Below are 14,405 nucleotides of genomic sequence, written 5' to 3'. Positions count from 1 at the left end.
ACGATGTTGCGGTCGCGAAGTTGGGACCGGGTGGCCCTCGAGGAGTAGGCCTTGTCGTGGGCGGCGGGATAAGTGAGCCGCCGCGGGATCCGGTGGTGTGTTCGACTAACACCCACAACGAGATCGCGCCGTCGACGGCAGAGAGCCAGGGCCCGGCCCCGGCTCTCCGCCTCGCGCAAAACTACTGGGCTGCGATAGTTACTACCCGGTGATCTTGATGTAGTCGCCGGTGAATCCAGCGAAGTGCAGCGTGTAGGTGAAGCTGCTGAGCGTGATGGTTCCGCCGAGCAATTCCTTGGTCCAGTTGCCGTTGGGGCAAGTCGCACGGGCCTCAAACTGTGCCGCCGTCGGGACGGGCCCCGAAGTCAGCTGTGGGACGGTGAGCCTGCCGTTCTTGGGCTCGAGTTTGCCGGTGGACGTCGGCGCTGTGGTGACCTGAGACTTCACCTCGACGATCTGGCCGCCGTGGTTGCGGCATTGGACCGTGGCCGTGTAGGTCGCGGTCAAGGTTGCTGTGGCGTTGGTGTTTCCGACGCCCGCCAATTCGAACGTGGTGCAGGTAACGAGTTGCGTTGTCGAGTCGACGCTACAACCGATAGTTCCCGTCTGAAGATGCGTACCCGTCGGGGCGGCAGCGGGATTGATGGTGGTGGCTGCCTGCGCCGCCGACATGCCCGTCGCGAGGGCGAAAAACAGTGCCGCGAACAAAATCCAGACGCGGCGGAGTGATAGCTTCATTTTTAGTCTTTTCTGCAAATGCCTGGGGTTTCGACGCCGAAGGCAGACATAACAGGGATTCGCGGATACGGCTTTCGCCTCCTCCGTGCATGCTTCGGAAAGCCCTTTCAAGCACCGAACGCCAACCGGCCGCGGCCAAATTCAAGCTGCGCCTTTCAAGTCCGACGGGTGCCCAGCAGTGCAACTGCCTGTGCTGTCACCGCCGATGAAGGGACTGAAATCGAGTCCGACTAATTTGCTTGACTGATATTCGGATTCTTTCAATGCATTGATGCAAATATGAATCCGCCATCCCAGCTACTGGCGGTGTGTGCGATCATCGCTAAACCTTAAGGAGGTCCTTTTAGGCGCACCTTCCGGCACAAACATTTTACGTCTCGAGGTGCGTCCTAGCAGGCCACGGTCCCAAATAGGGGAGGGACTATAGGGGAAGTGGGTAGGGAGGGGAACACCTGCCGCCCGGCCGTCGTTGTGCCAGAGTCACCCCTTCCGGAAGTACAACGGCTCCGGAAGTACCTCAACCGAAGGACACCCCTTGACTCCTCGCACCATCGTGATCACCGGCGCCAGCGACGGCATCGGCGCTGCGGCCGCCCGGACACTGGCAAAGGCGGGGGAGCAGGTGGTCGTCGTCGGCCGTTCCGCTGAAAAGACCCGCGCCCTGGCGGAGGAGATAGGTGCAGACTTTTACCTCGCCGACTTCGCCGACCTTTCGCAGGTCCGGACCCTGGCCACGGAACTTGAGGAAAAGTACCCCCGCATTGACGTCCTGGCGAACAACGCCGGCGGCATGATGGGCAAGCGAACGCTCACGGTGGACGGGAACGAACTGACGTTCCAGGTCAACCACCTGGCGCCGTTCCTGCTCACCACCCTGCTGATGGACACGCTGGCGGCCAGCAACGCGAAGATCATCAACACCGCCAGCGCCGCAAACTACTCGGGAAAGATGGACCTCTTCGACCTCAAGGCCGAGCAGGGGTACCGCACCTACCGCGCCTACGGGACGGGCAAGCTCGCCAACATCCTCTTCACGTCCGAGCTGCACCGCCGCTTCCATGACCGGGGAATCACGACGGCGGCGTTCCACCCCGGCGTTGTCCGCACCAACTTCGCGGCAGATTCCACCAGCCACTTCCGGCATGCCTACAAGACCCTGCTGAACCGCTTCATGCTCAGCCCGGACCAGGGTGCCGACACCATGCTTTGGCTCATCAACGGCACCCCCGGCACGGACTGGATCTCCGGGGCCTACTACGCCAAGCGGGCCCTGGCCAAGGCCAACCCGCAGGCTTACGACGCCGAACTGACGCGCGGGCTGTGGGACAAGAGTGATGAGCTGGTCAAGGCCTTCGTCCAGCCCTAACGCTCACAGGCAACGCCGTCGTGGTCGGCGTCCAGCCCGTAGATGTCCCTGCCAATAACCTGGAGGGGGCCACTGACGTAGGCCGGTCCGTTGCCGCTTCCGCCGGCGCAGTCCACGTCCGAGGCAATGGGGACGCACCCTGAGTAGTTCGGGTCGCAGCCGGGATTGGTGCCCGGAACGGCCGGGGCAACATGGGCCGGAGGCGCAACGGGAGCGGGCGGCGCTGCCGCCTTCGCGGCTGCTTCGGCGGCGGCCTTTGCTGCCGCAGCATCCTGCGCCGCCTTCGCCTCGGCGGCCTGCCGGGCGGCGGCTGCGTCAGCGGCGGCCTTGTCGGCAGCGGCTTTGTCAGCTGCCGCCTTCTCGGCGGCTGCCTTTTCCGCCGCGGCCTGGTCGGTGGCCGCCTTCGCTGCGGCAGCGGCTGCCAGCTTCTCCGTGACGCGCTTGGACTCCGCGGCTTCCAGCCACACAAGCCTGCCCGACCCGTCCTTGGTACAGACGTAGGTGGTGCCGGCCGAAACCTGCTGCCCGTTTGCGGCGGTGCACAGCGTACCGGCAATGGGCGTTGCCCTGGGCGTTGCGGTGGCGGATTCGCTGGCGGGTCCGGCAGCGGCGCTCAGGGAGGCCTGGGGTGCACCGCACCCGGTCAGCAGAAGCACGACGGCGGCGGCCCCGGCGCCCAGCACCTTGTGCGGGCCCTTCCGCCCGGCGGCTCCTGGGGTCAGCGCGGGTTCCCGACGGCGGGTGCGGGGCGCGGAAAAGCGTTGGACGGCAGGCATGGTTCCCCCAAGTGCGTGTGCTGGATGCGATGTGCACGGCCAGCGTAGCTACGCCGGGATGGCCGGAACGGTTTAAGCGCAAATCTTGATGTATTCCTGCACCAACCTTGAAGCTCCCGGTTGCCCGGTTGTGCGGAGGTCAGCCCTGCCTGGCCAGCGCCCCACCGATCAGCCGCGCACCCTCCGGGTAGGCGCCCGGATTCGGACCCGAGAAGTTGAGCCGGATGAAGGCTCCGGCGGGTTCGGCCGGGTACCACTCCGTGCCGGCGGCTATGATCACGCCGGCATCCTCGCAGTCCCGCACCAGGCGCGGCAGATCCGTGGCGTCGGGCAGGCGCAACCACAGGTTCAGGCCGCCCTTCGGCAGGACATCGAGGTGCGCCTGGGGGAGGTGCTCCCGGATGCTGGTGGCCAGCAGGTCGCGGCGTGACTGGAGCTGCTGCCGGAGGCTCCGCAGGTGGGTCTGCCACCCGGGTTGCGTCACCACGTCCAGCGCGGCGGCCTGCAGGAGCCCGCTGACGTACATCGACTCGGCGGCGCGCTGGCCCAGGATGCGTTCGCGCGCCGGTCCCCGGACGATCACGGCAGCAATCCGGATGGCGGTGGACACGCTCTTGGTCAGGGACCTGATGTACACCACGTGCCCGGAATCATCGCGGGTTGCCAGCGGAACGGGGTCGGAGGTGATGCCGAAATCGTGTGCCCAGTCGTCCTCCACCAGGAAGGCGCCGTGCCGGCGGGCCACGTCCAGGATCTCGTCGCCGCGCCCTGCCGCCCACTGCCCGCCCGTGGGATTCGAATAGTTGGGCTGCACGTAGAACGCCCGCGCCCCGGTCTCGGCAAAGGCGCGGTCCACGTCCGCGGGATCCGGCCCGTCCGGGCCGGTGGGCACCGGAACCACCCGCACCCCGGTCTGCGCGGCGGCAAGGATGGCGCCCCAGTACGACGGCGACTCCATCAGCAGCGGCTGTCCCGCGCCCACCAGCGCACGGAAGATGGAGCTGAGCCCGCTCTGGCTTCCGGGCAGCACAACCACATCATTCGGGGTGGGAGGCGTGATGCCCACCGGGGTGGCCGACCCCAGTTCCTGCGCGAACCATTGCTGCAGCTCCGGCATGCCCGCCGCCGGCGGCCGCGACAGTGCGGCGTCGCCCCGGGCAGCCCGGGCCAGCGCGGCGCGGACCAGCCGTTCCGGCAGCAGTTCGCGGTCCGGGTAGCCGGAATGGAACCAGATGGCATCGCCGGGAACGTTGCGCATGGTGCCCGACGACGACGGCAGCGGGGACGACGGCGACCGCAGCGCAGCCGTCTGCCAGCCATAGTCCGACGGACGGGCGGTGCGCACGGCACGGACGAACGTTCCAACGCCGGGCCGGCTTTCAATCAGCCCCTGAGCGGTCAGCGCCTGCAGCGCCTTCTGCACTGTCACCGGGCTGGCCTGGTACTCGGCAACGAGCTGCCGGGTGGACGGCAGCCGGGCCCCCGGAGCCGCGCCGCCGACCCATTGCCGGAGTGCCGCAACGATCCGCGAACTGCTATCGTTATTCATGAAAGAACATAGTAGCGCTACTGTACTGAATCGCCCAGTGATATCGCCGCGAAAGGCCACCGGAATCTGGTGGGGCCTGCTCGGCGTGGCGGCCTTCTCCTTCACCGTTCCGTTCACCCGCGTGGCCGTGGCAGGCATCCCGCCGCTGCTCATCGGTTCCGGCCGGGCCGTCGTGGCCGCTGCCCTCGCCATCGCAGCACTTGCCATCACCCGCCAGCGGCTGCCCCCGCCCCGCACCTGGCTGCGCCTGTCGCTCGTGGCGGGCGGCGTCGTCGTCGGCTTTCCGCTGCTGACGTCCTATGCCCTCACTGCCGTACCGGCGGGACATGGAGCCGTGGTCATCGCCCTCCTGCCGGCCGCCACCGCAACGGTGGCGGTCCTGCGCACCGGAGAGCGGCCCCCGGCCGCCTTCTGGGTGGTGATGGCGCTCGGCTCGCTGGCCGCCATCTCCTTCGCCTTCCTCCAGTCAGGCGGCGTGGGGCACCTGCACTGGGCGGACCTCCTGCTGCTCGGCGCCGTGGCCTGCGCCGCGGTGGGGTACGCGGAGGGCGGCCTGCTGGCGCGCACGCTGGGCTCGTGGCAGACCATCGCCTGGGCACTGGTCCTTGCCGCGCCGGCCATGCTGGTCCTCGCCGTAGTGTCGGTCCTGGACCAGCCGCCGTCGGCCACACCCGTCCAGTGGGCTGCCTTCGCCTACCTCGCCGTGGTCAGCATGTTCCTGGGCTTCTTCGCCTGGTACCGGGGGCTGGCCATTGGCCCCATGGCGCAGGTGAGCCAGATCCAGCTGTTCCAGCCCGTCCTCAGCATCGGCTGGGCCGCGCTACTGCTGGGGGAGGCGCTCACCTGGACCACCCTGATCGGCGCCCTCGCCGTGATCCTCTGTGCCGCTGCGGCCGTCCGCGTCCGGCTCAAACCGGCCCCCTGAACTGCTGAAAGGACTTCCCATGTACATTCCCGCCCACTTTGCTGCCGGCCCCGATGCCGTCCGGCACCTCCTCACGACTCCCGGCGCCGCCAACCTGGTGACCATGACGGACCACGGCCTGCTGGCAACACTGCTGCCCTTCGCCTTCAACCCGGCGGTGGGGGAGCGCGGCGCGCTGCAGGCCCACATGGCGCGCACCAACCCGCAGTGGTCCACCGCGCCGGCCGGCGAGGCGCTGGCCATCATCCAGGGCCCCGACGACTACATCTCGCCGTCGTGGTACGCCGCCAAGGCCGAGCACGGGCGGGTGGTCCCCACTTGGAACTACAGCACCGCGCACGTGTACGGCGAGCTGGTTATCCATGACGACGCCGGCTGGCTGGCACGGCACGTCCGGCACCTGACCGGACTGCACGAGGACGGCCGGGCAGACCCTTGGGCCGTGGACGACGCGCCGGAGAAGTTCATTGCCGGGCAACTGCGGGCGATCGTGGGCGTGGAGCTGGTGATCAGCCGGATCGAGGCGAAGGAAAAACTGAGCCAGAACCGCTCCGACGCCGACGCTGAAGGAGTGGCAGCGGGTCTTCGGGCCGGGGGGCGTGAAGCCGGCGCGGCCGCCGTCGAACGCGCGCGCCGGAACTGACGCCTATGGGCCCTAAGCCGCCCGTTCCAGCAGCACCATCACCTCGTAGTGCGTGGTCTGCGGGAACATGTCCAGGACGCGGGCACGCCGGGCGGTGAACGACGGGAGCGCGGCCAGGTCCCGGGCCAGCGACTGCGCGTTGCAGCTGGAGTACACAACGTGCTGCACGTCCGAGGCTTCCAGCCAGCCGCAGAGCTCCTTGCCGATGCCGCGCCGGGGCGGGTTCACGATCACCAGGTCCGGCGACTGCTTGCTGGCCACGGCAAACGCGGTGGCGTCCCCGGCCTGGAACTCCATCCCCTCCAGGCCTGCCTCGTCACTGCTGAGGCGGGCGGACACGATCGCTTCGCTGCTGGTTTCAATGCCCGTGACGGTGCGGGCCGGTGCGGCGCTGTGCAGGGCGAACCCGCCCACGCCGCAGTACAGGTCCCACACCGAGGCCGGCGCCAGTTCGTTGACCCACTCGCGTCCCTGGCGGTACAGGGCCGCGGCCATCTCACTGTTGGTCTGGAAGAAGCTTTGCGGGCGGAGGTGCAGGTTGATGTCGTTGACCCGCATGTTCAGGGTGGACTGGCCGGTCAGCAGGATCTCCCGGTCGCCTTCCAGCACGGCCTTGTGTTCCGGGTGCAGGTTGACCGAGACCACCTTCACCTGCGGCAGGGCGGCCAGGAGGTCCGGGAGGTGCTTCCGGATGCGCGGCACCACCTGGTCCGAGCGCAGGACCAGCCGGAGCATGACCTCGCCGTCCGGGGATTCGGTGAGGATGACGTGCTTGAGTTCACCGGTCCGGCGGGGAACGTCATAGGGCGTCAGGCGGACCCGGCGGATGAAATTCGCCAGCACGGGGAAACAGGCGAGCAGGCCGGGTGAGCAGACGCCGCACTTGCGCAGGTCCACGCCATGCCCATCGGCGTCCAGGATCCCGATGGTGGGATTCTGCGCGGTCCCGCCGATCACCATCTTGGCCTTGTTGCGGAAGCCGGACTCCTGGCTGGCCACCGGCGGCAGCCATTCGAGTTCGGTGTGACCGGACAGGAGGGTCTGGCAGTGCAGCTGTTTGCCGGCCAGCTGCTCACCGTAGGGCACGCCCATGTGGGTGCAGGAGCGGCAGGTGCCGGCATCAAAGTAGGAACAGCGCATGACCGGACAAGTTTACCCGGTTGCCTTCCCCGCCACGACGTGCAGGTCCTACGCCGGCACTTGGGGGAGTGCCGGCGTCGTACCTTTCAGGGCTGTACCGTCAGGGCAGCGCAACCGGCAGCACCCCATCCGGGAAGGGCGCAACGAAGGCGGCTCCTGCTTCTTCCCCTGCAGAGCCGTAGCCCCAACCGGCGAAGACGGTGGGAATACCGTGGACGGCTGCCCCGGCCACGTCGTAGCTGCGGTCACCCACCATGAGCGGGGCAGAGACATCCACCTTGGCTGCCCTCAGCCTGTCCAGCACTTCGGCAATGACATCTGCCTTGCTCCACCTGGCTTCCTGGTCCGATGCGCCGCAGACGGCGGAGAAGTAATGGTCCATCCCAAACAGGCGGGCCATCCGGAGCGCCTGGTCTTCGGCCTTCGAGGTGGCAACCGCCATGGGTACGCCCGCACGATGGAGCTGTTCCAGCAGTTCCCTGATCCCGGTGTACGGAACGGACTGGTGTGCACCGTAATCCGCGTAAGCCTTCCGGTAATGCCGCAGCGCCAGCCGGGCAAGGACCTCATCGTGTCCCAAGTGCTCGCGGAAGGACTCAAGCATGGGCGGCCCCACCAGCCGGACCAGGTCCCCGGCCGGTGGCACAGCGGCCCCCACGGCGGCAAGCGCCCGGGCGGCGCTCGCCGTCACGCCTGCCGCCGAATCCAGCAGCGTCCCGTCCATGTCCAACAGCACGCAGCTGAAGGCTCTCCGCTGACTCTGCAGCGGCTGCTGCCGAAGTATCATCTCTGTGTGCTTTCATTCTGGAGCCGGGCCGACTCGTGTCTGCTGTTGTGAAGTCATGCGGTGAAGGGTGAAACATGGATCGGGCGAGTCTTGACCGGATCGACCAGGGCATCCTGGCGGAGCTGACCCGCAATGCCCGGGTCAGCCACGCGGAGCTGGCTGCAAAGGTGATGCTGTCCCGCAATGCGGTCCGGCAACGCATCGACAGGATGGAACGGCAGGGTTACATCCAGGGCTACACCGTGGTGACCGGCGCCCCGGGGCACGGCACAGTCTCTGCTTTCCTGATGGTCTACCGGAAGGACAGGGTGCGCGGATCGGACGTCATCGCCGTGCTGCAATCGATCCCGGAGGTGGTCCTGTGCGATGTGGTCAGCGGCGACTTCGACCTGCTGGTGCGGGTGGAAGCACGGTCGCTTGAACGCATCCAGGAGATCTGGGAGCAGATAGCGGCCACGCCCGGCGTGACGGACACCGTGACGGCGATGACCCTTTCCAACTACATCCGGCGGGATGCGGCAGCGAAGCCGGCCCAGCCGGGAAACGCTCTCGACCAGGCTCCGCTTCCGGTGATCAGCCCTGGCGCTTGACGCATACCACTTTCGGCTGGGTCATCTCCTCATAGGCGAACCGGACCCCTTCGCGGCCCAGGCCGCCATACTTGGATCCCCCGAACGGCATGCCGTCGAAGCGGTAGTCCGATGAGTCGTTGACCATGACGCCGCCTGCGTCGATGCGGCCCGCGGCGTCCAGGGCCGTGTCCAGCGAGCCGGTGAAGATCCCGGCGTGAAGGCTGAAGTCGATGGCGTTGGCGGTCCCCACGGCTTCGTCGAAGGTTGTGAAGGGGTGCAGCATGACGACCGGCCCGAACACCTCCTCCGTCCACAGCCTGCTGCCGGCGGGCACTCTCTCCAGGACCGTCGGATGCAGCACGTTGTTTACCCTGGTGTTGCCGGCGAGGACCACGGCGCCGGAGGCAACCGCCGCCTCAATCTTGGCCTGGAGCTGATCCACGGCGGCGGGACTGATCATGGGACCGACGTCGGTGGCTTCCTCGGCGGGGTCGCCCGCCACCAGCCGCGACGCCTCCTGCAGGAAGCGCCGACGGAACTCGTGGTAGCGGGAGGCGGCCACGAGGATGCGCTGAACCCCCACGCAGTTCTGTCCGGCTGCCCAGAAGGCTCCGGAGACGCAGGCTGAAACGGCAGCATCCAAGTCGGCATCATCCATGACGATGACCGGGGCGTTCCCGCCAAGGTCCATGGACAGCTTCTTCAGGCCTGCGGTCCTGGCAATGGCCTCGCCGGCCGTGAATCCGCCGGTGAAGGACACCATGCGGACCTCCCGGCTCCGCACGATCGCCTCCGCCACGTCCCTGTCCCCGTGGACCACTGTGAGGACGCCGGCAGGCAGGCCAGCTTCGGCGAAGACTTCGGCAAGCAGTTGCGCGGACAGGGGCGTCAGCGCGGACGGCTTGAGGATGACGGCGTTGCCACCGGCGATTGCCGGGCCCACCTTGTGTGCCACCAGATTAAGGGGGTCGTTGTACGGGGTGATGGCCGCAATGATGCCCAGCGGTTCCCGTGCGTACCACCCCATGCGGTCCTCGGAGCCTTCATAGGAGTCAAAGGGAATGATCTCGCCGGCGTTCCGGCGTGCCTCCGCGGCGGACAGGCGCAGGGTGTTGACTGCCCGCAGCACCTCCTTTCGTGCCTGGCGGATGGTTTTGCCGCTCTCGGCTGTGATGGTCTGGGCGAATTCCGCGTGGCGCGCGTCGATTAGTGCGGCAGCCGCGTCCAGCAGCTTCCCCCGGGCATGGCGGGACAATGCGCGTGCCTGCGCCGCCCCGGACCTGGCAGCCCGGATAATCGCGTCCACGGACTCCGCCGTGGTCAGGGCCACGGCTCCCACCACCCGGCCGTCGTAGGGGCTGAGCACCTCCCGGATCGCGGCCGTTGCGTGATCCAGCGGTGCAAGGGTTGATTCACGCATCTGCAGCCACCTGGTTCCGTGCGGCGTGCATGGCGATGATGTCGGACAGCAGGGCGTACGCTGTCTCCACCCGCCCGGCCCCGGGTCCGGACACCGTCACCGGGCCGAGGAGATCGGTGTTGAACGACACTGCATTGTTGGCACCCGAAACCCCGGCGAGGCCGTGGGCCAGGGGGAGCGCCACGGGGGCAACTCCGGCACTGATGCTTCCATCCAGGTTCCGCCGCGCGGAGCCCACCAGTTTCCACCGCCGCCCCTCGTTCCTGGCGCGCCTGATGTCCTCGGGCGACAGCGTTGACATCCCTTGGCGGTGCACGTCCGCCAGCGTGATGTCCGCCCCCAGCAGCTCATTGGCCAGGATCAGGACTTTCAGTTGGACGTCGTGGCCCTCGATGTCGGCCGTGGGATCTGCCTCTGCGTACCCCCGGCTCTGGGCTTCGAGGACCGATTCCTCAAAGCTGAGGCCCTCTTCCATCCTGCCCAGGACATAGTTGCTGGTGCCATTGAGGATGCCCTCGAAGCCATTGAGCGCCAGTCCGGGGAACAGTTGTTTGGCCAAACGGATGACGGGTGTCCCGCTCATCACCGCGCCCTCGAATTCGAAATGCAGCCCTTTAAGCTTCGCGAGCCGGCTCAACTCCTGGCCATGCAGGGCGACCGGACCCTTGTTGGTGGTGCAGACACTCTTTCCCGACTCCAGCGCCCAGCGAACGTGTGAAGCCGCAGGCTCGCCGTCTGCAGGGTTGGTGAACGTTGCTTCGCAAATGATCCCTGCGGAGCAGGTCCGGATCACGCGCTCGTTGTCCGGGTCCGCTGACCCGCCGTACGCTGCAAATGTCGCGACGGCGGGATCCAGGCCCAAAGCCATGTCAAGATCGATCCCCCCATCCTGGACCAGGGAACCCAGCCCAAGGTCCGTAATGGCAACCACCCGCAGGTCAAAGCCGAGGGCGCTGCCAAGCGCATCCCTTCTGGTGGCAATCAGTTCGGCCAGGGTCCGGTTGACGCCGCCGAACCCGATCAGCGCGATGTCGTAGGTGGTCATTGCTGCTCCCTTGAGGTGGTTGTTGTTGCTCCCATCCTGTGCCCACCGGGTGTCCGTTGAGGCATGTCCAAACGCTCCGCCGGGGAGGCGAAACGACCATCTGAAGGGCAAATCGACATACGGAGTAACAGCAATAAACGTGCAACATTCGCATTTAAATATGATTTTGATGACTAAAAATGCCAGCTTGTGTTACTTTCGTCACTGTCGACGCGCTTAAAGCTTTCATGGACCGGCACCCGAACCGCGGCCGTCCTTCCGACCATCCCCCACTGGAGGCACCACTTGGAATCTTCGACCCCCCTCACCCTCAAGCCGGAGCCGGACGCACCGCCGTCAACGGAATCAGGGCTCCGCCGCTCCATGGGGCCCCGGCACCTTGTCATGATCGCCATGGGCGGCGTGATTGGTTCCGGACTGTTCCTCAGCTCGGGTTACACCATTTCCCAGGCCGGCCCGCTGGGAGCCGTTCTCGCCTACCTCATCGGTGCCTTCGTGGTTTACCTGGTCATGGCCTGCTTGGGGGAGCTCGCCATCGCCTACCCCGTCTCCGGTGCGTTCCATATCTATGCTTCCCGGTCCATTGGTCCCGCCACGGGATTCGCCACCGCCTGGCTCTACTGGCTGTGCTGGGCGGTCGCCATCGGATCGGAGTTCACAGCCTCGGGCCTGCTGATGCAGCGCTGGTTCCCGGGCGTTGACGTCTGGGTCTGGTGCCTGATCTTCGCCGCAACGTTGTTCGGCCTCAACGCCGTGTCATCCAAGTTCTTCGGTGAGTCGGAATTCTGGTTCGCCATCATCAAAGTGGGCGCCATCATCGGGCTCATCGTCCTGGGCGGGGCAGCCCTCCTGGGCTTCCACCCGCTCAGCGCATCGGGCAACCATCCCTTCCTGTTCGAAAACTTCAACACCGAGGGAGGGCTGTTTCCCAACGGTTTCACCGGCGTTCTGGTGACGGCGCTCGCAGTCTTCTATGCCTTCTCAGGCTCTGAACTGATCGGCGTCGCCGCAGGGGAGACGAAGGATCCCGCCACCAGCATTCCCAAAGCGATGCGCAGTACGGTCATCCGCCTCCTGGTGTTCTTCGTCGGAGCCATCGCCGTCATCGCCGCCACGATCCCGTACCAGGAAGTTGGGCTCGACGAAAGCCCGTTCGTGACGGTGTTCACGGCGACGGGTGTTCCCTTTGCCGCCGATCTGATGAACTTCGTCATCATCACGGCGCTGCTGTCTGCAGGCAACAGTGGCCTGTTCTCGTGCGCCAGGATGCTGTACTCCCTGGCCGACGAAGGCCACGCACCCCGGGCGCTTAAGAAGCTGACTAAGCGCGGCATTCCCATGACCGCGCTCTCGGTGAGCATGCTCGGAGGGCTGGCCTCACTCATCAGCAGCGTGGTTGCTCCGGAAACCGTGTACCTGGTGCTGGTATCGGTAGCGGGCTTCGCAGTGGTGGGAGTCTGGATGTCCATCACCGCCTCGCATTTCTTCCACCGGCGGTCTTTTGTCCGGAACGGCGGGGACGTGTCCACCTTGTCCTACCGCGCGCCGCTCTTCCCACTGGTGCCGGTCCTGGCATTCACTCTCTGCACAGTCTCCCTGGTCGGCATCGCTTTCGATCCGGCCCAAGTGGCGGCGCTGTACTTTGGGATTCCTTTCGTCGCCGCCTGCTACGGTTACTTCCACATCAGGTACGGGCGCCGGGCCGCAGCCGAAAAGACGGCGCAGGGCTGAACCGTTTCCATGGCCTGGCGCGGACGGCCGAACGTCCGTGCCAGGCCATCGCCGTGCCCGGGACTGCGTTGCTTCCGGCTGATTGGTGTTTCCCGTTGGGCGGTGCCGCAACGTGTGAGGATAGGCTGGTTGCCGGTCGGAAGGAGCAGCAGGGTGGATAACTCCCCGGAGGCGGCGTCGCTGGCGCAGGGATTGCGGATAGTGCGCCTGGTCATTGACCGGGAAAAGACGGGGAAGCAGCTTATGGGTGTCTCCCAGTTGGCCGCCGAGCTGGACATGGACCAAAGCCGCGTCTCCCGTTTGACCCAGGAGCTTTGTGAGCTTGGCCTGCTGGAGCGCCGCGAACGCGGCCCGTTCCGCGTAGGGACGGGCTTCTTCGGCCTTGCGGCCACCCTCAATACGGGGTGGATCCGGCATGCGGCGGCGGAACTGGAGGCGCTGGTGGCCACTACCGGGCTGCGCGCCCGGGTCTCGGTCCGCGACGGCTACAGGGTCATCCTGCTCCTGGCGTCCAGCAACGATTTGCAGGCGGGCAGCTTCGTCCAGCCCGGCATGGTGACGCCTGTGTGGTGTACCGGATCGGGCAGGGCGCTGTTGTGGGACCATAAGCGGCGCGGGTTTGAAGCTTTGCTTTCCGACGTGAACTTTGTCGGCGTCGGTGGTCCCGGCGCCCCGCATTCCAGCGCGGAGGCCTGGGAACTCATGGCCAAAGACAAGCCCCATGGTTTCGTTGTCGCCACCGAGGAATTCGAACACGGCATCGTGGAGGTGGCCGTGCCTGTCCGGGATCCGGGCGGTGGGATCGTCGCTTCGCTGAGTGTGCTGGGCGGGCAGCCGGACGTTGGACCCCGCGCAGGGGAATTGGCGGATGTGCTCGCGGAGGCCGCGGCAAGGCTCGGTTCGGTCCATCCCGGGCCGGAGGGGTAGGCGGCCCTTAGGGGTTGCTGTCCGGAGACTGCCATCCCAGCATGCCTTCCAGCCAGCGGCCCTGGCGGACGAGCGCTTCGGCGTGCCGGGACCGGCTGGGTTCAAGGCGGCCCTTCAGGCCCACCACCTGCAGGGCCGCCACCACGTCGCCCCTGAAATCCCTGATGGGTACGGCCAGTGAGTAGAGCCCGGGCTCCGCTTCCTCGTCGACGATGGAGTAGCCGCGGACCCGTGCGTCCCTGAGCCGTGCCAGGAAATCCTCGACGTCCGCGGGGGTGTTCGGGCCGTGCTGCTGGAACTGGACGCCCGCGAAGATTTTGCGGACCTCATCGTCCGGAGTCTCCCACAAAAGTGCCTGCCCGGCGTCGCTGCAGTAGGCCGGGTAGGGCCGGCCCAGCCACGAGCCCACCAGCCGGCTGCTCGCCGGGACGCTTTCGCCCACCGTTACGGTGCTCCTGCCGCTGAGGACCCCCAGGAAGCACCCCTCATCAGTCTCCCTCGAAAGGCGTTCCAGGGCGGCGGTCCCGTCGGTTGCCAGCCGGCGCCGGGTCAGCAGGAGGGCGTCGGTCAGGACGCTCCAGTCCAGGGCGAAGGTGCGTTCGGGGGTTCTCCGCAGGAAACCTTCCTGTTCAGCTGTGCGCAGGCTTCTGGAAACCTGGCTTCGGTCCCTGCCCAGGTCCGCAGCGATCTCTGCAACCGAGCCGCCGGGGAGGCCACGCAGGTGGCGTTCCCCGGCCGCCAGGACGGCCATGACGCCACGTCCCATGCTTGAAGTCCTCGACATGG

Annotated in this window: 14 protein-coding genes; 6 read left to right on the top strand and 8 right to left on the bottom strand. The window is 66.8% G+C overall.

The annotated features are described in order from the left end of the window. Positions 1-201: 201 nt before the first annotated feature. Positions 202-738 (bottom strand): hypothetical protein, encoded by a 537-nt coding sequence (locus FB478_RS11750; RefSeq protein WP_144600547.1) that lies wholly within the window; start codon positions 736-738, stop codon positions 202-204. A 535-nt stretch (positions 739-1,273) separates the two neighbouring features. On the opposite strand from FB478_RS11750, the gene FB478_RS11745 reads away from it, so the two are divergent. Continuing rightward, complete coding sequence (locus FB478_RS11745) at positions 1,274-2,104, top strand: SDR family NAD(P)-dependent oxidoreductase (protein WP_144600545.1); 831 nt, start codon at positions 1,274-1,276, stop codon at positions 2,102-2,104. On the opposite strand, the gene FB478_RS11740 is transcribed toward FB478_RS11745, so the two are convergent. Both FB478_RS11740 and FB478_RS11735 read right to left on the bottom strand, forming a co-directional pair. After that, positions 2,101-2,880, bottom strand: a complete 780-nt coding sequence (locus tag FB478_RS11740) for a hypothetical protein (protein ID WP_261377386.1) — start codon at positions 2,878-2,880, stop codon at positions 2,101-2,103. The two genes, FB478_RS11745 and FB478_RS11740, sit on opposite strands and share 4 nt — an antisense overlap. Positions 2,881-3,019: 139 nt before the next feature. After that, on the bottom strand, positions 3,020-4,429 hold the full coding sequence (locus FB478_RS11735) for a PLP-dependent aminotransferase family protein (protein ID WP_144600543.1): 1,410 nt from the start codon (positions 4,427-4,429) through the stop codon (positions 3,020-3,022). On the opposite strand from FB478_RS11735, the gene FB478_RS11730 reads away from it, so the two are divergent. Then, positions 4,428-5,354, top strand: coding sequence for a DMT family transporter (locus FB478_RS11730; RefSeq protein ID WP_144600542.1), 927 nt, complete (start codon positions 4,428-4,430; stop codon positions 5,352-5,354). The two genes, FB478_RS11735 and FB478_RS11730, sit on opposite strands and share 2 nt — an antisense overlap. 19 nt (positions 5,355-5,373) lie before the next feature. Further along, on the top strand, positions 5,374-5,997 hold the full coding sequence (locus tag FB478_RS11725) for an FMN-binding negative transcriptional regulator (RefSeq protein ID WP_056393589.1): 624 nt from the start codon (positions 5,374-5,376) through the stop codon (positions 5,995-5,997). Positions 5,998-6,009: 12 nt separating this feature from the next. Here FB478_RS11725 and rlmC read toward each other — a convergent pair whose 3' ends face one another. Continuing rightward, positions 6,010-7,137 (bottom strand): 23S rRNA (uracil(747)-C(5))-methyltransferase RlmC, encoded by a 1,128-nt coding sequence (gene rlmC / locus FB478_RS11720; protein ID WP_144600540.1) that lies wholly within the window; start codon positions 7,135-7,137, stop codon positions 6,010-6,012. A gap of 100 nt (positions 7,138-7,237) precedes the next feature. Further along, positions 7,238-7,873: an HAD hydrolase-like protein gene (locus FB478_RS11715; RefSeq protein WP_261377385.1), complete on the bottom strand. Its 636-nt coding sequence runs from the start codon at positions 7,871-7,873 to the stop codon at positions 7,238-7,240. A 125-nt stretch (positions 7,874-7,998) separates the two neighbouring features. Here FB478_RS11715 and FB478_RS11710 point away from each other — a divergent pair, with 125 nt between their 5' ends. Continuing rightward, positions 7,999-8,514, top strand: coding sequence for an Lrp/AsnC family transcriptional regulator (locus tag FB478_RS11710; RefSeq protein ID WP_144600536.1), 516 nt, complete (start codon positions 7,999-8,001; stop codon positions 8,512-8,514). Here FB478_RS11710 and FB478_RS11705 read toward each other — a convergent pair. Both FB478_RS11705 and FB478_RS11700 read right to left on the bottom strand, forming a co-directional pair. Beyond that, the gene (locus FB478_RS11705; protein WP_144600534.1) at positions 8,498-9,916 is read right to left on the bottom strand and encodes an aldehyde dehydrogenase family protein; all 1,419 of its coding nucleotides are present in this window, start codon (positions 9,914-9,916) and stop codon (positions 8,498-8,500) included. The genes FB478_RS11710 and FB478_RS11705 overlap by 17 nt on opposite strands. Continuing rightward, positions 9,909-10,961, bottom strand: a complete 1,053-nt coding sequence (locus FB478_RS11700) for a homoserine dehydrogenase (RefSeq protein WP_144600532.1) — start codon at positions 10,959-10,961, stop codon at positions 9,909-9,911. The genes FB478_RS11705 and FB478_RS11700 overlap by 8 nt, the downstream gene beginning before the upstream one ends. A gap of 285 nt (positions 10,962-11,246) precedes the next feature. Here FB478_RS11700 and FB478_RS11695 point away from each other — a divergent pair, with 285 nt between their 5' ends. Further along, positions 11,247-12,692 (top strand): amino acid permease, encoded by a 1,446-nt coding sequence (locus FB478_RS11695; RefSeq protein ID WP_144600530.1) that lies wholly within the window; start codon positions 11,247-11,249, stop codon positions 12,690-12,692. A gap of 153 nt (positions 12,693-12,845) precedes the next feature. Beyond that, positions 12,846-13,619, top strand: coding sequence for an IclR family transcriptional regulator (locus FB478_RS11690; protein WP_144600528.1), 774 nt, complete (start codon positions 12,846-12,848; stop codon positions 13,617-13,619). Positions 13,620-13,626: 7 nt separating this feature from the next. Here the strand turns inward: FB478_RS11690 and FB478_RS11685 are convergent, their stop codons facing one another. Then, positions 13,627-14,403 carry an IclR family transcriptional regulator gene (locus FB478_RS11685; protein ID WP_186447788.1) on the bottom strand — a complete coding sequence of 259 codons (777 nt, stop codon included), beginning with the start codon at positions 14,401-14,403 and terminating at the stop codon, positions 13,627-13,629. Between the last annotated feature and the right edge of the window lie 2 nt (positions 14,404-14,405).

Origin of the sequence: Arthrobacter sp. AG367 (assembly GCF_007828995.1) — a bacterium.
Taxonomy (GTDB): domain Bacteria; phylum Actinomycetota; class Actinomycetes; order Actinomycetales; family Micrococcaceae; genus Arthrobacter.
This window is presented reverse-complemented; position numbering and strand designations above follow the sequence as displayed.